This is a genomic window from Streptomyces vietnamensis (assembly GCF_000830005.1).
Classification (GTDB): Bacteria; Actinomycetota; Actinomycetes; order Streptomycetales; family Streptomycetaceae; genus Streptomyces; species Streptomyces vietnamensis.
The window spans coordinates 1,535,086-1,553,002 of the sequence record NZ_CP010407.1 but is presented as its reverse complement, the minus strand read 5'-3'; the positions used below and the strand labels follow the sequence as shown (position 1 = coordinate 1,553,002).

Annotated in this window: 15 protein-coding genes and 1 riboswitch; of the genes, 9 read left to right on the top strand and 6 right to left on the bottom strand. The window is 71.3% G+C overall.

Annotation, left to right across the window (positions count from 1 at the left end):
* Positions 1–289: 289 nt before the first annotated feature.
* Together SVTN_RS06680 and SVTN_RS06675 are read left to right on the top strand one after the other, a co-directional pair.
* Positions 290–1,777, top strand: coding sequence for an amino acid permease (locus SVTN_RS06680; RefSeq protein ID WP_041128217.1), 1,488 nt, complete (start codon positions 290–292; stop codon positions 1,775–1,777).
* A 10-nt stretch (positions 1,778–1,787) separates the two neighbouring features.
* Positions 1,788–2,243 carry an Lrp/AsnC family transcriptional regulator gene (locus SVTN_RS06675; RefSeq protein ID WP_015032260.1) on the top strand — a complete coding sequence of 152 codons (456 nt, stop codon included), beginning with the start codon at positions 1,788–1,790 and terminating at the stop codon, positions 2,241–2,243.
* Between the two features lie 61 nt (positions 2,244–2,304).
* On the opposite strand, the gene SVTN_RS06670 is transcribed toward SVTN_RS06675, so the two are convergent.
* A complete protein-coding gene (locus SVTN_RS06670; protein WP_041128216.1) occupies positions 2,305–2,862 on the bottom strand; it encodes a hypothetical protein in 558 nt (185 codons plus the stop codon).
* Positions 2,863–3,136: 274 nt separating this feature from the next.
* Between SVTN_RS06670 and SVTN_RS06665 the strand changes: the two genes are divergently transcribed.
* Both SVTN_RS06665 and SVTN_RS06660 read left to right on the top strand, forming a co-directional pair.
* Positions 3,137–3,943, top strand: coding sequence for a carbon-nitrogen hydrolase family protein (locus SVTN_RS06665; protein WP_041128215.1), 807 nt, complete (start codon positions 3,137–3,139; stop codon positions 3,941–3,943).
* Between the two features lie 59 nt (positions 3,944–4,002).
* Positions 4,003–5,700, top strand: coding sequence for a flavin monoamine oxidase family protein (locus tag SVTN_RS06660; protein WP_041128214.1), 1,698 nt, complete (start codon positions 4,003–4,005; stop codon positions 5,698–5,700).
* 9 nt (positions 5,701–5,709) lie between these two features.
* Here SVTN_RS06660 and SVTN_RS06655 read toward each other — a convergent pair whose 3' ends face one another.
* The 3 genes from SVTN_RS06655 to SVTN_RS06645 all read right to left on the bottom strand — a co-directional run bounded on the left by SVTN_RS06655 (position 5,710) and on the right by SVTN_RS06645 (position 9,230).
* Positions 5,710–6,417 carry a DUF5995 family protein gene (locus tag SVTN_RS06655; protein ID WP_041128213.1) on the bottom strand — a complete coding sequence of 236 codons (708 nt, stop codon included), beginning with the start codon at positions 6,415–6,417 and terminating at the stop codon, positions 5,710–5,712.
* Between the two features lie 73 nt (positions 6,418–6,490).
* Positions 6,491–7,885: a uracil-xanthine permease family protein gene (locus tag SVTN_RS06650; protein WP_041128212.1), complete on the bottom strand. Its 1,395-nt coding sequence runs from the start codon at positions 7,883–7,885 to the stop codon at positions 6,491–6,493.
* A 109-nt stretch (positions 7,886–7,994) separates the two neighbouring features.
* Positions 7,995–9,230 (bottom strand): MFS transporter, encoded by a 1,236-nt coding sequence (locus SVTN_RS06645; RefSeq protein ID WP_041128211.1) that lies wholly within the window; start codon positions 9,228–9,230, stop codon positions 7,995–7,997.
* Positions 9,231–9,351: 121 nt separating this feature from the next.
* Between SVTN_RS06645 and SVTN_RS06640 the strand changes: the two genes are divergently transcribed.
* Positions 9,352–10,476: an ROK family transcriptional regulator gene (locus SVTN_RS06640; protein WP_041128210.1), complete on the top strand. Its 1,125-nt coding sequence runs from the start codon at positions 9,352–9,354 to the stop codon at positions 10,474–10,476.
* On the opposite strand, the gene SVTN_RS06635 is transcribed toward SVTN_RS06640, so the two are convergent.
* Positions 10,473–11,219 carry an SDR family oxidoreductase gene (locus SVTN_RS06635; RefSeq protein WP_041128209.1) on the bottom strand — a complete coding sequence of 249 codons (747 nt, stop codon included), beginning with the start codon at positions 11,217–11,219 and terminating at the stop codon, positions 10,473–10,475. The genes SVTN_RS06640 and SVTN_RS06635 overlap by 4 nt on opposite strands.
* 174 nt (positions 11,220–11,393) lie before the next feature.
* Entirely contained in the window at positions 11,394–13,763 is a 2,370-nt protein-coding gene (locus SVTN_RS06630; protein WP_041128208.1) for a chitinase C-terminal domain-containing protein, read from the bottom strand.
* Between the two features lie 244 nt (positions 13,764–14,007).
* Positions 14,008–14,138: riboswitch (FMN riboswitch) on the top strand.
* Between the two features lie 176 nt (positions 14,139–14,314).
* Here SVTN_RS06630 and ribD point away from each other — a divergent pair.
* Genes ribD through SVTN_RS06610 form a run of 4 tightly spaced genes read left to right on the top strand, consistent with a single transcriptional unit; the run spans position 14,315 to position 17,911 of the window.
* Positions 14,315–15,394 carry a bifunctional diaminohydroxyphosphoribosylaminopyrimidine deaminase/5-amino-6-(5-phosphoribosylamino)uracil reductase RibD gene (gene ribD, locus SVTN_RS06625; protein WP_041128207.1) on the top strand — a complete coding sequence of 360 codons (1,080 nt, stop codon included), beginning with the start codon at positions 14,315–14,317 and terminating at the stop codon, positions 15,392–15,394.
* A 2-nt stretch (positions 15,395–15,396) separates the two neighbouring features.
* Positions 15,397–16,005, top strand: a complete 609-nt coding sequence (locus SVTN_RS06620) for a riboflavin synthase (RefSeq protein ID WP_041128206.1) — start codon at positions 15,397–15,399, stop codon at positions 16,003–16,005.
* Positions 16,002–16,637, top strand: coding sequence for a nicotinamide mononucleotide transporter family protein (locus tag SVTN_RS06615; RefSeq protein ID WP_041128205.1), 636 nt, complete (start codon positions 16,002–16,004; stop codon positions 16,635–16,637). The genes SVTN_RS06620 and SVTN_RS06615 overlap by 4 nt, the downstream gene beginning before the upstream one ends.
* Complete coding sequence (locus tag SVTN_RS06610) at positions 16,634–17,911, top strand: bifunctional 3,4-dihydroxy-2-butanone-4-phosphate synthase/GTP cyclohydrolase II (RefSeq protein WP_041128204.1); 1,278 nt, start codon at positions 16,634–16,636, stop codon at positions 17,909–17,911. Before SVTN_RS06615 ends, SVTN_RS06610 begins: the two co-directional genes overlap by 4 nt.
* Positions 17,912–17,917 lie beyond the last annotated feature (6 nt).

Sequence of the window (17,917 nt, the reverse complement as noted above, 5' to 3'; positions counted from 1 at the left end):
GAGGAGTCCATACGCGTGCGCGTGCCGGTTCACACCCCGATGTGTCGATTCATGCGGGGGCGCGCAATGTTTGCCCGTCTGTGCCCGAAGCGCGCAATGATCATCCGGCACTGCGCAACAACCCTGCATTACGACTGCGAAGCTCTGCCCCTTAGGCTCATGCCTCGTACCAGGAGTGGCGTCGACCGCCTGCTCGGCGGTTCCCGTCCCCTGTGGGTGTGCTCAGGCATGCCCGCGTACCGCCGCGGTCGTCTCCGTACCCCACAGGCAGCGATAAGGAGCCTCCGCAGTGCTGGATCAAGGCGCAGCCCCGCCGGTCGTCGACACGACCGCCCCGAAGACCTCCGCTCTCGGCGCTCTCGTCCGGCGCAAGCCGGTGGAACGCCTGGTCGACGAGGGTGGCCAGGGAGAGGGCGGCAGCCTCCGCCGCTCGCTCTCGATGTGGCAGCTGACCATGATCAGCATCGGCGCCACGCTCGGCACCGGCATCTTCGTCGTCCTCGGCGACGCCGTTCCGAAGGCCGGCCCCGCCGTCACGATCGCCTTCGTCATCGCCGGCCTCACGGCGCTGTTCTCGGCCCTCTCGTACGCCGAGCTGGCCGGCTCCATACCGGTCGCCGGGTCCTCCTACTCGTACGCGTACGCAACGATGGGTGAACTCGTCGCCTGGGTCTGCGGCTGGTGTCTGGTCCTGGAGTACGGCGTCTCCGTCGCCGCCGTGGCCGTCGGCTGGGGCGAGTACCTCAACGAGCTGCTCGACGGGACCATCGGCGTCACCATCCCCGACGTGCTCTCCTCGGCTCCCGGCGAGGGCGGTGTCATCAACCTGCCCGGCCTGATCGTCGTGATGCTCGCCATGGTGTTCCTGCTCGGCGGCGCCCGTGAGTCCGCCGTCGTCAACACGATCATGGTCGGGGTGAAGATCGTCACCCTCGTGATCTTCTGCGCGATCGGCTTCATGGGCTTCAAGTCCGGCAACTACAAGGACTTCATGCCGCTCGGCATGACCGGTGTCGGCGCCGCGAGCGCCACCCTCTTCTTCTCGTACATCGGCTTCGACGCCGCCTCCACGGCCGGCGAGGAGGCCAAGAACCCCAAGCGCGACCTGCCGCGGGCGATCATGCTCTCGCTGCTCATCGTCACCGTGCTGTACGTCCTCGTCGCGGCCGTCGCCGTCGGCGCCTGGCACTGGAAGGCCTTCGAGGGCTCCGAGGCCACCCTGGCCGCGATCATGAACGACGTCACCGGGCAGACCTTCTGGGGCACGATGCTCGCCGCCGGCGCCGTCATCTCCATCGCCAGCGTCGTCCTCACCGTGCTCTACGGCCAGACCCGCGTCCTCTTCGCGATGTCCCGCGACGGCCTGGTCCCGAAGGTCTTCGGCAAGGTCAGCGGCAAGACCGGCACCCCGCGCATCAACACGGTCATCGTGTCGCTCTTCTGCGGCGTGCTCGCCTCGGTCATCCCGCTCGGCAAGCTCGTCGACGCCACCAGCATCGGCACCCTCTTCGCCTTCGCCCTGGTCAACGTCGCGGTCATCGTGCTCCGCCGCACCCGCCCGGACATGCCGCGCACCTTCAAGGTCGCCCTCGGCCCGGTCTTCCCGATCCTCGGCTTCGTCTTCTGCATCTACAACATGGCGAGCCTCGACGTCATCACCTGGGTGGTCTTCGGTTGCTGGATGGCCGCCGGGCTCGTGTTCTACTTCCTGTACGGCATGCGCCGCTCCCGACTGGCCACGGCTCCGGCCCTGGCAGAGGCTCCAGCAGAGAAGTGATCCACCCGTAGTGCGACTCAACGACCTCGACGAACGCATCGTCCACGCCCTCGCGGAAGACGCCCGCCGCAGCTACGCCGACATCGGCTCGCTCGTCGGACTCTCCGCCCCCGCCGTGAAGCGGCGCGTGGACCGGCTCCGGGCCGAGGGCGCCATCACCGGCTTCACCGTACGGGTGGACCCGGCGGCGCTCGGCTGGGAGACCGAGGGCTTCGTCGAGATCTACTGCCGCCACAACACCTCGCCGGACGACATCCGGCGAGGTCTGGAGCGGTATCCCGAGGTGGTGTCCGCGTCGACCGTCACCGGTGACGCGGACGCCGTCGTCCAGGTCTTCGCCTCGGACATGCGCCACTTCGAGCGCGTCCTGGAACGCATCGCGGGCGAGCCCTTCGTGGAGCGGACCAAGTCCGTCCTCGTCCTCTCGCCGCTGCTGCGGCGCTTCTCCTCGGGCTCACCGGCGTAGGAACGCGGAGAGAGGGGCGGTGCGGGCCGTGGTTCCCGCGCCGCCCCTCCGTCGTGTGCGACTACTCGGTCGGGTAGTCGATCTGCCAGGGCAGCACCTTGAAGTCGCCGGTGCCCTTCTGCACCTGCTCGAAGGGCGCCGCGCTCAGGCAGGGCGGAACCTCCAGGTTCGTGTCGCGCCCGACCCAGCTGTAGCCCAGACGGTCGTGCTTGCCGTCGTCGTGCACCGAGACCCCGACCCGCTTGTTCCGGAAGGCGTCCACGTCGGTCTCGATCACCTTGCCGGTCACCACGGCCACCTTGCCGCCCGTGGTGAGGCAGTCGACCTTCGCCACCGCGTAGCCGCCCTTCCCGCCCTTGTAGTGGCTGAACCGGAAGGTGCCGGTCGCCGCCTCGGGATCCTTGTTGTCCTTCGCCGCCAGGTGCGCGTCGAAGCTGAACGTGATGTCGTCCCCGGCCGGCCGGTACAGCTTGGCGGTACCGGTCAGCGCGGCGGCCTCCCTGACGGTGGCGGCGGCCGGCACGGGAGCGTCGTTCCCCGAGGCGACGGCGACACCCCCGGCCCCCAGCGTGAGCAGTACGGCAGCGGCGACGGCGATGGTCTTCGTACGGCGGTTCATGGTGCCCCTTTCGGCAGGCCTTCCGGACGAGCACCACTCTTCCGCGCAGGTCCCGCCCGGGCGTCGGGCCGCAGGACGGTCCTCGTCTCCGCCGCGCGGCGGGGGAGACGTACGACCCCGGTCGGAGCCGTACGCAACGAATCGACGCCCCGGCCGCCGATCGCGCAACGGTTCGACGGTCGGTCCGCAACGCCTCCGCCTTGTCCCGGGAGAGCGCGAAACCGTACCGTTTTTGACGTCTTCCCCCTCAACTTTCGACCCCCGAGGATCGCCGATGCCCGCGCTGCGCACCGCCCTGCTCCAGAGCTCCGGTGAGCTCGGTGACGTGGCCGCCAACCTCAAGATCCTCGACGAGGCCGCCGCCCGCGCCGCGGCCGCCGGCGCGAGCGTGCTGCTCGCCCCCGAGCTCTTCCTCACCGGCTACGCCATCGGCGCCGACATCGCGCGCCTCGCCGAGCCGGCCGACGGCCCCTCCTCGCGCGCCGTCGCGGCGATCGCCGTGCGCCACGGCCTGGCCGTCGGCTACGGCTACCCGGAGCGCGACACCGAGCGACACGGCGTCCTGTACAACTCCGCGCAGCTCATCGGCGCCGACGGCGCCCCGCTCGCGCAGTACCGCAAGACCCACCTCTTCGGCGACTTCGAGCTGAAGTGGTTCACCCCCGGCGACCGCGCCGTCGTCCAGACGGAGCTCGAAGGCCTCACCGTCGGCATGATGATCTGCTACGACGTCGAGTTCCCCGAGAACGTCCGGGCGCACGCCCTGGCCGGCACGGACCTCCTCCTCGTACCGACCGCGCTCATGCACCCCGCCGAGGTCGTGCCCCTGTCCGTGGTCCCGGTCCGCGCCTTCGAGAACCAGCTCTACATCGCGTACGCCAACCGGACCGGCCCCGAGGGCGCCTTCGAGTTCGTCGGCCTCTCCACCCTGGCCGGCCCCGACGGCACCGCCCGGGCCCGCGCCGGACGCGGCGAGGAGCTCGTCCTCGGCGACGTCGACCCGGCCTTCCTCGCGGCCTCCCGCCAGGAGAACCCCTACCTCCGCGACCGGCGCCCGGACCTCTACGGCCCCCTCGTCTGAACCGGCCCTCCCCCTCCCCGCCTGATCTCTTTCTTTTCCGTGCAAGGAGTCCGTACCCCATGACGTCCACGGTGCCCACGACCGCCGTCCCCCACAGCGACGGCCAGCCGCCGATCACCATGTTCGGTCCGGACTTCCCGTACGCCTACGACGACTTCCTGGCCCACCCGGCCGGGCTCGGCCAGATACCGGCCACCGAGCACGGCACCGAGGTCGCCGTCATCGGCGGCGGGCTCTCCGGCATCATCGCCGCGTACGAGCTCATGAAGATGGGCCTCAAGCCCGTCGTCTACGAGGCCGACCAGATCGGCGGCCGACTGCGCACCGTCGGCTTCGAGGGCACCGGCACCGAGGGCCTCACCGCCGAGATGGGCGCCATGCGCTTCCCGCCCTCCTCGACCGCGCTCCAGCACTACATCGACCTCGTCGGCCTGGAGACCAAGCCCTTCCCGAACCCGCTGGCCGAGTCGACCCCGTCGACCGTCGTCGACCTCAAGGGCGAGTCGCACTACGCCACCACCGTCGACGACCTCCCGCAGGTCTACCGCGACGTGATGAACGCGTGGAACGCCTGTCTCGACGAGGGCGCCGACTTCTCCGACATGAACCAGGCCATGCGCGAGCGCGACGTCCCGCGCATCCGGGAGATCTGGTCGAAGCTCGTCGAGAAGCTCGACAACCAGACCTTCTACGGCTTCCTCTGCGAGTCCGAGGCCTTCAAGTCCTTCCGGCACCGCGAGATCTTCGGCCAGGTCGGCTTCGGCACCGGCGGCTGGGACACCGACTTCCCCAACTCCATCCTGGAGATCCTCCGCGTCGTCTACACCGAGGCCGACGACCACCACCGCGGCATCGTCGGCGGCTCGCAGCAGCTGCCGCTGCGCCTGTGGGAGCGCGAGCCGGAGAAGATCGTCCACTGGGCGCAGGGCACCTCGCTCAGCTCCCTGCACGAGGGCGCCCCGAAGCCGGCCGTGACCCGGCTGAACCGGACCGCCGGCAACCGGATCACGGTCACCGACGCCTCCGGCGACATCCGTACGTACCGGGCGGCGATCTTCACCGCCCAGTCCTGGATGCTGCTGTCCAAGATCGCCTGCGACGACTCGCTCTTCCCGATCGACCACTGGACCGCGATCGAGCGCACCCACTACATGGAGTCCTCGAAGCTGTTCGTCCCCGTCGACCGGCCGTTCTGGCTGGACAAGGACGAGGAGACCGGCCGGGACGTCATGTCGATGACGCTGACCGACCGGATGACCCGCGGCACCTACCTCCTGGACGAGGGCCCGGACAAGCCGGCCACGATCTGCCTCTCGTACACCTGGTGCGACGACAGCCTGAAGTGGCTGCCGCTCTCGGCGAACGAGCGGATGGAGGTCATGCTGAAGTCGCTCGGCGAGATCTACCCGAAGGTCGACATCCGGAAGCACATCATCGGCAACCCGGTGACGGTCTCCTGGGAGAACGAGCCCTACTTCATGGGCGCCTTCAAGGCCAACCTGCCGGGCCACTACCGCTACCAGCGCCGCCTGTTCACGCACTTCATGCAGGACCGGCTGCCCGAGGACAAGCGGGGCATCTTCCTCGCCGGCGACGACATCTCCTGGACGGCCGGCTGGGCCGAGGGCGCGGTGCAGACGGCGCTCAACGCGGTCTGGGGCGTCATGCACCACTTCGGCGGCGCGACCGACGGCACCAACCCGGGTCCGGGCGACGTGTACGACGAGATCGCCCCGGTCGAGCTGCCGGAGGACTGATCCCGGTTCCTAAGGGCGTGCCAGTGGGGTGAGCAGCATCCGCCCCACCAGGCCCACCGACCGGTCGAGGCGTTCGGTGAACTCCTCGGCCAGGTCGGGCAGCCGCCGCAGCTGCCACAGCGAGCGGGCGGCGAGCCAGGCCCCGTCGCGGGCCCGGTCCAGGCTCCAGCAGCCGAGCAGATGCGTCAGCGGGTCCGCGACCTCCAGGAGGTCCGGGCCCGGCATCAGTTCCTCCCTGATGCGCTCCTCCAGGAGGACGAGGATGTCGCCGACCCGGTCGAACTCGTCCTCCAGGTCGGCCGGCGCGCACTCCAGGATCTGGCAGGCGTCGACCACCGCGAGCGCCAGGTCGTGGCCGATGTGGGCGTTGATCCCGGCCAGCGCGAACTGCAGCGGCCGTACGCCGGGATGGCGGCGGTAGTGGAAGAGGGGCCGCCAGCAGGCGGGGGCGGGACGGCCGGTGGCGGCGGCGTCGACCGCCGCGAGATAGCGCTCGGCGAACCGTACGTCGAGGGTGGCGGCGGCCCGCCGGTCGGCGAAGGTGCCCGCCTCGATGGCGTGGCCGATCTCCTCGGTGACCGTCAGATAGACCCGGTTGAACACGGCGACCCCGTCGGCCGGATGCCAGGCCGCGCGGAGCGCCCGCATCCGGTCCACCACGGGGTCGACCGCGACGAACTGGCCGATCCGTTCTTCGGTCCCCTGGGTCTGCGCCATGGGGGCAGGCTCCCAGCCGCCGGGCCCGGGAGGGTGCTCCTCGGGCCCGGCTTCCCCAGAACGGGCGAATCACTCAGTTCTTCGACATGTCTTCCGCGTTCGTCTCGTACGAGCTGGTACCGGCGTCCAGGAGCGGTTCCTGCGTCTTGAGGTGGGCCGGGGCGAAGGCCCGCAGCACGTGGTAGCCGGTGATGACGACGATCGTGCCGAGCGCGATGCCGCCCAGCTCGAAGGTGTCGGTGAAGGTCAGCTTCACGCCGCCGACGCCGATGATGATGCCGGCGGCGGCCGGGACCAGGTTGAGCGGGTTGCGCAGGTCGACCTTGGCGTTGACCCAGATCTGGGCGCCGAGCAGGCCGATCATGCCGTACAGGATCACGGTGATGCCCCCGAGGACGCCGCCGGGGATCGCGGCGACGACCGCGCCGAACTTGGGGCAGAGGCCGAAGAGCAGCGCGAAGCCGGCGGCGGCCCAGTAGGCGGCGGTCGAGTAGACCCGGGTGGCGGCCATGACGCCGATGTTCTCGGAGTACGTGGTGTTCGGCGGGCCGCCCACACCGGTGGAGAGCATCGACGCGACGCCGTCGGCGGCGATCGCGGTGCCGAGCTGGTCGTCGAGCGTCTTGCCGGTCATCTCGCCGACGGCCTTGACGTGTCCGGCGTTCTCCGCGACCAGGGCGATGACCACGGGCAGCGCGACCAGGATCGCGGACCACTCGAAGCTCGGGCCGTGGAGCGACGGCAGGCCGACCCAGTCGGCCTTGGCGACGCCGGAGAGGTCGAGCCGCCAGTGGTCGGTGACCTGGCCGCCCGGGGACATCGAGTGGATCTTGCCGAAGACGAGGTCGAAGACCCAGGAGATGCCGTAGCCGAAGACCAGGCCGAGGAAGATCGCGATCCGGGACCAGAAGCCGCGCAGACAGACCACGGCCAGACCGGTGAACAGCATCACGAGCAGGGCCGTCCACTGGTCCTGCGGCCAGTACGTCGACGCGGTGACCGGCGCCAGGTTGAAGCCGATCAGCATGACGACCGCGCCGGTCACGATCGGCGGCATCGCCGCGTGGATGATCCGCGCGCCGAACTTCCGGACCGCGAGACCGGCCAGGAAGAGCACCCCGCCCACGACGAACACCGCACCGGTGACGGTGGCGCTGGTGCCGCCGGAGGCCCGGATGGCGGCGGCGACGCCGACGAAGGAGAGCGAGCAGCCCAGGTAGGACGGGACGGTGCCGCGGGTCGCCAGCAGGAAGATCGCGGTGGCGACACCGGACATCATGATCGCGAGGTTCGGGTCCAGACCCATGAGGACCGGGGCCACGAACGACGCCCCGAACATCGCGACGACGTGCTGGGCGCCGAGGCCGACCGTACGGGGCCAGGAGAGCCGTTCGTCCGGGCGGACGACGGCTCCCGGAGCGGGTGTTCTCCCGTCGCCGTGCAGGGTCCAGCGCACGCCGAGGTTCATGAGGTCGCTCCCGTTCTCCGGTTCCGGCGGCCGCGTCGGGACCGCAAAAGATCAGCCATCATGGTAGGCGCCGCCGCCGGGTGGAGTTTTCGACGATTCGTCCCGGGACCTAGCCCACCGGTCCGGCGTCCTGGCCCACCGGCCCCGTGCTCTTCGCCGGCACCGGTGTCGACGACGCCGTCTCCCGGCCGCCGGTCCTGAGCACTCCCGCGCCGAGCACCAGACCCAGGACGAGCAGGGTGACCAGGCCGAAGGAGAAGACCAGGGAGGTCGCGTCGGCGATGCCGCCGATCGCCGAGGGGGCGATCAGACCCGAGGTGTACGTGATGGTGGCGACGCCCGCGATGGCCTGGCTCGGGTTCGGACCGCTGCGCCCGGCCGCGGCGAAGGCCAGCGGGGCGACGACCGCGATCCCGAGTCCGATCAGACCGAATCCGGCCATCGCGACGGCGGCGTGCGGGGCGAGGACGACCAGGACCCCGCCGAGGGTGGCGACGGCGCCCCCGACCCGTACCGTACGGACCGCCCCGAAGCGGTCCACCACCCGGTCGCCGACCAGCCGCGCCACCGCCATCGTCAGCGCGAAGGCGGTCGTGGAGGCGGCCGCGAGCCCCGCCGAGCTGCCCAGCTCGTCGCGGAGGTAGACGGCCGACCAGTCGAGGCTGGCGCCCTCGGCGAACACCCCGCAGAAGCCGATGGCGCCGATGATCAGCGCGGACCTCGGCGGCAGCGAGAAGCGCGGCGGCGCCTCCTCCTCCGGGGTGCTGCGGACGTCGAGCACGCCCTGGCAGAAGACCAGGCCGAGCGCGGTGAGCACGAGGGCGGCGATCAGGTGGTGCAGCCGGGCGTCGCCGCCGAGGTGGGCGGCGACCGTGCCGGCGGCGGAGCCGAGCAGGGCGCCCGCGCTCCACATGCCGTGCAGGCTCGACATGATGGACCGGCCGAGCCGGTTCTCGGTCTCGACGCCCAGCGCGTTCATCGCCACGTCGGACATGCCCGCGGTCGCCCCGTACACGAGGAGCGCTCCGCACAGCCCCCAGACGTTCGGGGCGAGCGAGGGCAGGGTGAGCGACAGGGTCCACAGGGCGAGCAGGCCGCGCAGCGCCGTGCGGGCGCCGAAGCGGTGCGAGACGGCCCCGGCGAGCGGCATCGCGAGGGAGGCGCCGAGCGCGGGGAAGGCGAGTGCGAGCCCGAGCTGTCCGGCGCTGACGCCCGCGTGCTCCTGGATCCAGGGGATCCGGGTCGCGAAGCTCCCGGTGACCGAGCCGTGCACGCAGAAGACGGCGGCGACGGCGAAGCGCGCCCGCCGGAGGCGATCGGTGCTTGTGACGGTCTCCGCCGCCATGGGCCCTCCCTGTGGTCGTGGTTGGTCCGCGTTGTGGCGCGTAAACTATCAGGAACCCTGCCTGATAAATAGACCGCAGTGAGGGCCTCTGGGTCCGATCCGGGTCTGAGAGGATCGCCGCATGGCCGCATCCCCGAGCACCGCACGAGCCATCAACGACCGGTTCGCCCTGCGACTGCTCCAGGACGAAGGCCCGTTGACGGCCGCTCAGCTCAAGACGCTCACCGGGCTCTCCCGTCCGACCGTCGCCGACCTCGTCGAGCGGCTCCAGGGCTCCGGGCTCGTCCACGTCGTCGGCGAGGCCGGGGCCGAGCGCCGCGGCCCCAACGCCAAGCTGTACGGGATCGTCGCCGACCGCGCCCACCTCGCCGCCCTCGACGTCCGGACCCGCTCGGTCTCCGTCACCGTCGCCGACCTCCTCGGCACCACCCTCGCCGAGGCCTCCGTCCCCGTCGGCGACGACAGCCCCACGGGACCCGCCGTCGAGAAGGCGGTCGCGCTCCTGGAGCGGACCGTGAAGGAGGCGGGCGCCGACCGGCTGCACAGCGTCGCCGTCGGCGCCCCCGGGCTCATCGACCCCGCCACCGGCGAGCTGCGCGACTCCTCGGGGCTGCCCGCCTGGCACCGGCGGCTCGTCGGCGTCCTCCAGGAACGGCTGCCCGCCCACGTCCTCGTCGAGAACGAGACCAACCTCGCCGCCGTCGCCGAGCTCCGCGAGGGCGCGGCCAGCGACCGCGAGGACTTCGTCCTGCTCTGGCTCGGCCAGGGCGTCGGCGCCGCCGTCGTCCTCGACGGCCGTCTGCGCCGGGGCGCCTCCGGCGGCGCGGGGGAGATCGGCTTCCTGCCGGTCCCCGGCACCTCCGGACTGCCCTCGGCCACCGGCTGCGACGGCGGCTTCCACGAGCTGGCCTGCGCGGCGGCCGTCGACGCCCTCGCCGCCGCCCACGGCCTCGACCCGGTCGGCGCGCTCGCCTCGGGCCACGGACCCTTCCTCGACGCCCTCGCCCGCCGCCTCGCCGTCGGCGCGGCCGCCGTCGCCTCCGTCCTGGACCCCGGCTGCGTGGTTCTCGCCGGGGACACCGGCCACCAGGGCGGCCCCGGACTCGCCGCGCGCGTGGAGGCCGAACTCGCGGCCCTCTCCCCGCTCCGCACGGAGGTCCGCGCCACCGCCCTCGGTGACGCGGCGGTCCTGCGCGGCGCGCTCCTCCGGGCGCGGGACGCGGCGCAGGACGAGCTGTTCCCCTAGGTCTCGGGCGGGAAGCGCCGCGCGAGGAACTCCTCGAAGGTCACCCGGCCCACCGCCCGTTCCGGCGCCAGATGGCCGCCGTGCCGCAGCCCCTGGTAGACGCGGCCCGGCAGCGGCACCTCCACGAGGCGGCGCCGGCGCCCGGTCGCCCGCAGATAGGCCTGGGCCAGCTTCCTGAAGGTGAGGATCTCCGGGCCGCCCATGTCCTCCACCCGGCCCGCCGGGGACCGTACGGCCAGCTCGGCGAGGCGCGCGGCCACCTCGGTGACCTCCAGCGGCTGGTCCCGGACGTCCTTGGGGAGCAGCATCACGGGCGGCTTCGCGAGGCCCTGGAGCAGCTGGAGGACCAGGTCGTGGAACTGGGTGGCGCGCAGCAGGGTCCACGGGATGCCGGACGCACGGATCATGCGCTCCACTCCGTACTTGGTCCGGTAGTAGGGGAGCGGCACCCGGTCGACGCCGACGATCGAGATGTACACCAGGTGCGGCACCCGGGCCCGCTGCGCGGCCTCGATCAGGAGGCGGGCGGCGTCCTTGTCGCCGCGCAGGATGTTGCTGCAGTGGACGACCGCGTCCACCCCGTCGACCGCCCGGTCGAGCAGCGGTCCGCCCTGCCGCAGGTCGACGGCGTACGGCGGTGAGTGCCGGCTGAGCACCCGCACCTCGTGGCCGTCCGCGCGCAGCCGCTCGCAGACGGGCCGTCCGAGCGTTCCCGTGCCGCCGGTCACCAGGATCGTGCCCATGTCTTCAGCCTGACCGCCCCGGAGCGGGGACGCGACCGCGCCGCGCCACCCTGTCCGGGACGCGACCGCGCCGCGCCCCGGACAGGGTGGCGCGGCGCGGTGGGGCCCGGCGGCGGCAAGGGCCGTGAGTGTCCGCCGCCGGGGGTCAGCCGTGGGTCGTCGGAAGGGGGCGCGTCAGCAGGCGCCGAGGTCCTTCCAGACGCCCCAGTCGCCGGTCGTGCCCGGCTCCTCGTTCTGGGTCCACCACTGGGCCTTCCACTGGTGGCCCTTGTGGGAGACCGTGTTGCCCGCGGTGTAGACCGTGCCGGCCACGTACGCCGGGGCGGTGCAGCCCGTGGTGGGCGGCGTCGTCGGAGGCGTGGTCGGGGGAGTCGTCGGCGGGGTGGTGGGCGGCGTGGTCGGGGGCGTGGTGGGCGGGGTGGTGGTGCCCGGCTCCACGACCGTCGTGCCGCGCGCCAGGTCGCCGGCGAGGGCGTACGTCGTGCCGTTGATGTTCACCGTCCAGTTGGAGGGGGTGGACACCGGCAGGTAGTAGTTGAAGGCCAGGTCGATCGTGGCGCCGGGGGCCAGCGACTGCCAGGCCGGGAGCTTCAGGGAGACGCGGTGGAAGTCGCCCTTCAGGCCGCCCACGTTGGAGCCCGTGTGGTCGCTGCTGATGACCTTCGTGCCGAAGCCGGACTGGTCGGAGGCGTTGTTCGGGGCCGAGGTGGCGTAGTCGAACTGGAACTCCGTGCCGCCGGGCAGCGTCGTCGCCGTGTTGTTGGTGATCTTGATCTTCGGGGTGATCGGGTAGTTCGAGTCGCCCAGCTTGAACTCGGTGAACTGGGTGTCGATCTTCACGGCCTGGGTCGGCAGCGCCTTGTTGGACTTCTTCGCGCCGTACGGGGTGGCCGCCTTGAACTTGTCGTACATCAGCGAGGTGAGCGTGGAGCCCATCTCGTACTGGCCCTTGGTCGCGTTCCAGGCGTAGTCGCCGGCCATCTCCCAGACCATGGTGCCGCCGATGCCGCGGTCGACCACGTAGTCGGCCTTCGCGGCCACGGACTGCTCGTCCTCGGTGGAGAGGAAGACCTTCTTCTCGGCGTTCCACAGCCACGGCGCGACCAGGGTCGAGTCGTACTTGCGGGCGTACGTGCCGGTCAGCGTGGTGCTCGCCGGGAAGCCGTACTGGGTGACGTAGTCGCCGACGATCCCCTTCTCCAGGTTCTTGGCGTGCCACATCGGGTTGGAACCGGCGGGCGACTCGGCGCCGTTGGAGTCCTTGTCGTGCCACAGGTTGTCGATGCCCGAGGCGCCGTCACCGCACTTGGTGAGGCCGGAGCCGGCCGGGCAGGTGGTCGTGGCGGCCTTGCCCCACAGGCCGTCCGTGCCGCCCTGCACGTTCCTGAAGCCGCGGGTGTAGTAGGGCAGGCCGATGTTGATGCGGCCGGCCGGCATCGAGCCGCGGAAGTAGTGGTACGCCCAGTCGGTGTTGAGGTAGCCGATGCCGCCGTACTGCGAGGTGGAGTACACGCTCGCGGCGGCGAGTTCGCCGTCCTTGCCGTCGTCGAAGAGGGAGGCGTTGGGGCCGACGTACTCGTTCCAGGCGCCGTGCAGGTCGTAGGACATGATGTTGACGTAGTCCAGGTACTTCTGCATCTGGAAGGTCTCCATGCCGCGCAGCAGGTAGCCGGAGGAGGGGGCGGCGACGGTCAGCAGGTAGTGCCTGCCGTCGGCGGCGCCGGCCGTGTCCAGCTTCTCGCGCAGGGACTTCATGAGGGCCGCGTAGCCCTGCACGAGCCCGGCGCGGCGCGCGTTGGAGAGCTGCCAGTCGAGCGGGTTGCCCGAGTCCTTCATCGTCGTCGGGTACTCGTAGTCGATGTCGACGCCGTTGAAGCCGTACTTCCGGATGAAGTCGACGGCGGAGTTCGCGAAGGTGTCGATCCCGGCCTGGTTGACCGAACCGTCGGCGTTGGTGGCCATCGAGTAGAAGCCGCCGGAGTTCACCCGGTTGCCGTTGTCGTCGAAGTAGCCGCCGGTCTCCGCCCAGCCGCCGACCGAGATCAGCGTCTTGACGTTGGGGTGCTGCTTCTTGAACTTGTTGAGCAGGTTGAAGTGGCCCTTGTACGGGTACGCGGGGTCCATCTCCGCGCCGGCGACACCGGGCCAGGTCATCCCGGTGGCCGCGTTGTCCGGGCCGTCCGTGCCCACGGAGAGCTTGTTGTCGCCGCCGATGTGGCCGAAGGCGTAGTTGATGTGGGTGATCTTGTCCCACGGGATGTCCTTGGCCAGGTACGCGGGCTGACCGTTCTTGCCGGTGCGCCAGCCGGTGAAGTAGCCGATGACCCGGCGCTGGTGGTCCGCGCCCATCTTCTCGCGGCCCTCGGTGTCGTAGACCGAGCAGTACGGCACGTCGACGCCGGGGGTCTTGTAGAGCCCGTCGGGGCGACAGGACTCGTTGTCGGCCGCGTACGAGACGCCGCCGGAGAGCGAGCTGAGCAGCAGCCCGGCGACGGCCGCGCCGGACGCGAGCAGCGAAGCCCTCTTGGTCGTGGGGGACAGCACGATCGGTCCTCCTGGGGAGGTCAAGGAAACACGCAACGAACAGGGGGGTGGTACGTGTTGGGCCCGTGGAGTGCGCACGCCGACGGACCGTTACCTCGGAGGTGACACGGAGATTAAGAGGACTAGACCAGTGCGTCAATAGGTCTGGACCAAAGAAGGCGGCTGGGGGATTCTGTGAGCCAGCCCACAGGGTTCCGGCCTATCGCCTCACGCGAGCCGTGGCACACTGGCCCTGTATCAGCAGCAGCGCACTCCGGGGTCGGTGTAATTCCGAACCGGCGGTATAGTCCGCGACCCGTCCGCAAGCCAGCGGCCGGTTGACCAGGTGAAATTCCTGGACCGACGGTGAAAGTCCGGATGGGAGGCAGTGCGCGGCGGGTGACCCCTCTCAGGGGCGTGCCGGCCGTACGTCCGCTGGTCGCCGTGTCGTCACCGATCGGCGTACCCGCGAGGACGCGGCCTTTCGGCACACCCTGCGCGAGGCGTCCTTCCCGCTCTCTGTCGTCATCGACAGGCCCCGGAGTCCGTGCCCGAAGAGGCAGGAGGACCCGGTGGCCCAGCAGGCCGACATCACCGCCATGCGACGCGCCGTCGAGCTCGCCGCACGCGGACTCGGCGCCACCAGCCCCAACCCGGTCGTCGGCTGCGTCATCACCGACGCCTCCGGACACCAGGTCGGCGAAGGCTTCCACCAGGGCGCCGGCGGCCCCCACGCCGAGGTCCACGCCCTGCGCGCGGCCGGCGTCCTGGCCCGCGGCGGCACCGCCTACGTCACCCTCGAACCCTGCGACCACACCGGCCGCACCGGCCCCTGCTCCCAGGCCCTCATCGAGGCCGGGATCAGCCGGGTCGTGTACGCGGTCGGCGACCCGAACCCGCAGGCCAGCGGTGGTGCCGACACCCTCCGCGCCGCCGGGGTCGAGGTCGAGCAGGGACTCCTGGAGGACGAGGCCGAGGCCGGCAACCTCGCCTGGCTCACCTCCGTGCGCCGCGGCCGCCCCTTCGTCCGCTGGAAGTACGCCGCCACCCTCGACGGCCGGATCGCCGCCGCCGACGGCACCTCCCGCTGGATCAGCTCCGCCGAGTCCCGCGCCGACGTCCACCGCCTCCGCGCCGAGGCCGACGCCGTCGTCGTCGGCGGCGGGACGCTGCGCACGGACGACCCGCACCTCGCCGTCCGCGGCATCGAGAACGCCACCCAGCCGCTGCGGGTCGCCCTCGACACCCGCGCCGAGCTCCTGCCCACCGCACGGATCCTCGACGACGCCGCGCCCACCCTGCTGGTCGTCGGCGAGGACGCCGACACCCGGCACCTGCCCGACGTCGAACTGCTCCGGCTGCCCCTGCACGACGGTCGCATCGGCGTGCACGAGCTGCTCACCCAGCTGCACGCGCGCGATGTCCGCTCGATTCTCCTCGAAGGCGGCCCCACCCTCGCGGGCGCCTTCATCGCCGCGGGCGCCGTCGACCAGGTCGTCGGCTACCTCGCCCCGGTCCTCCTCGGCGCGGGCCCCGCCGCCCTCGCCGACGCCGGAATCACCACCATCACCGAAGCGTTGCGGCTCGACGTCACCGAGACCGCGCGCGTCGGATCCGACCTCCGCATCACCGCCACCCTCAAGGGAGCCTGACCGTGTTCACCGGAATCGTCGAAGAACTGGGCGAGGTCGTCGCCGTCGAACAGCTGGAGGACGCCTCCCGCTTCCGGCTGCGCGGCCCCCTGGTCACGGAAGGCGCCCAGCACGGCGACTCCATCGCCGTCAACGGTGTCTGTCTCACGGTCGTCGAGTTCGGCGACGGCGAGTTCACCGCCGACGTCATGGCCGAGACCCTCAAGCGGTCCAGCCTCGGCGCCCTCGAAGTCGGCTCCCGCGTCAACCTGGAGCGGCCCATGGCCGTCGGCGGCCGCCTCGGCGGCCACATCGTCCAGGGTCACGTCGACGGCACCGGCACCATCCTGGAGCGCACCCCGTCCGAGCACTGGGAGCTCGTCAAGGTCGGCCTGCCCGCCCACCTCTCCCGGTACGTCGTCGAGAAGGGCTCGATCACGGTCGACGGCGTCAGCCTCACCGTCGTCGAGGTCGCCGACGACTGGTTCACCATCAGCCTCATCCCGACCACCCTCGACCTGACCACGCTCGGCATCAAGCAGTCCGGCGACCCGGTCAACCTCGAAGTGGACGTCATCGCCAAGTACGTCGAGCGGCTGCTCGGCACCGACGCCAAGGAGAACGAGAAGTGAACTGGCTCAACTCCGAGGCGTTCACCGTCCTCGACCAGAAGATCATCTGGTCCGACATGATCGGCAACATCTTCGGACTGGTCGCCCTCGCCCTCGGCTGGCGCCGCTCCGTCTGGACCTGGCCCGTGCAGTTCCTCGCCGGCCTGATCCTCTTCGGCGCCTTCTTCGGTCACCTCGCCGGCAGCGCCGGCAAGCAGGTCGTCGTCATGCTCGTGGCGCTCTACGGCTGGTGGCAGTGGCAGCGCCGCAAGGGACAGGGCGCGGACGGCCAGATCGCCGTGCGCTTCGCGACCTGGGGCGAGCGGGCCGCCATGATCGCCGCGGCCGCCGTCGGCACCGTCGGCGTGGCCCTGCTCTTCGAGGCCTTCCCGAAGCTGTCCTGGGACCCCTGGCCCGACGCGTACATCTTCGTCGGCACCATCGTGGCCATGTACGCCCAGGCCCGGGGCATGGTCGAGTTCTGGTTCGCCTGGCTGCTCGTCGACCTGGTCGGCGTCCCGCTGAACTTCGCCAACGGCTACGCCTTCTCCGGCTTCGTCTACGTCATCTACGGCGCGCTCGTCCTGTGGGGCATGCGCGACTGGTGGCTGCGGTCCCGCAGCACCACCGTCCTGGAAGGAGCCCACGCATGAACGCGCATTCCCTCTGGGACGCCACCGACCTCGCCCTCGACCCCGTCGAGCAGGCCATCCGCGACATCGCCGCCGGCCGCCCCGTCGTCGTCGTCGACGACGAGGACCGCGAGAACGAGGGCGACCTCGTCATCGCCGCCGAGAAGGCCACCCCCGAGATCGTCGCCTTCATGATGAGCGAGTGCCGCGGCCTGATCTGCGCCCCCATGGAGGACGAGGAGCTGCAGCGCCTCGAACTCCCGCAGATGGTCGAGCACAACACCGAGTCGATGCGCACGGCCTTCACCGTCTCCGTCGACGCGTCCCCCGCCCACGGCGTCACCACCGGCATCTCCGCCGCCGACCGCGCCACCACCCTGCGGATGCTCGCCTCCGGCAGCCACGAGCCCTCCGACTTCGTCCGGCCCGGCCACATCTTCCCGCTGCGCGCCAAGCCCGGCGGCGTCCTCGTCCGCAACGGACACACCGAGGCCGCCGTCGACCTCGCCCGCCTCGCGGGCCTCCGCCCGGCCGGCGCGATCGTCGAGATCGCCGGCGAGGACGGCGTGATGCTGCGCCTGCCCGAACTGGTCCCCTTCGCCCGCAAGCACGGCCTGACGATCATCTCCATCGAGGACCTGATCGCCTACCGGCGCTCCGCCGAGCCGACCGTCCGCCGCGAGGCCGAGGTCCAGCTCCCCACCGCGCACGGCGAGTTCACCGCGTACGGCTACCGCTCCACCGTCGACGGCGTCGAGCACGTCGCCCTCGTCCACGGCGAGATCGGCGACGGCGAGGACGTCCTCGTCCGGGTCCACTCCGAGTGCCTGACCGGCGACATCTTCCAGTCGCAGCGCTGCGACTGCGGCCCCCAGCTGCAGGCCTCCATGGACCGGATCACCGAGGCCGGGCGCGGCGTCGTCGTCTACCTGCGCGGCCACGAGGGCCGCGGCATCGGCCTGCTGTCCAAGCTGCGCGCGTACGAGCTCCAGGAGCAGGGCCGCGACACCCTCGACGCCAACCTGGAGCTCGGACTGCCCGCCGACGCCCGCGACTACGCGGCCGGCGCGCAGATCCTCGGCGACCTCGGCGTCCGCAGCCTGCGCCTGATGACCAACAACCCCGACAAGATCGACGCCCTCGCCCGTCACGGCCTGAGGGTCGAGGGCCGGGAGCCCATGCCGGTCCAGGCCGGCGAGCACAACCTCCGCTACCTGCGCACCAAGCGGGACCGGATGGGGCACGACCTGCCCTGGCTGGACGGCTCCCCGGCTTCCACCTGCAACAACCAGTAATCCCGT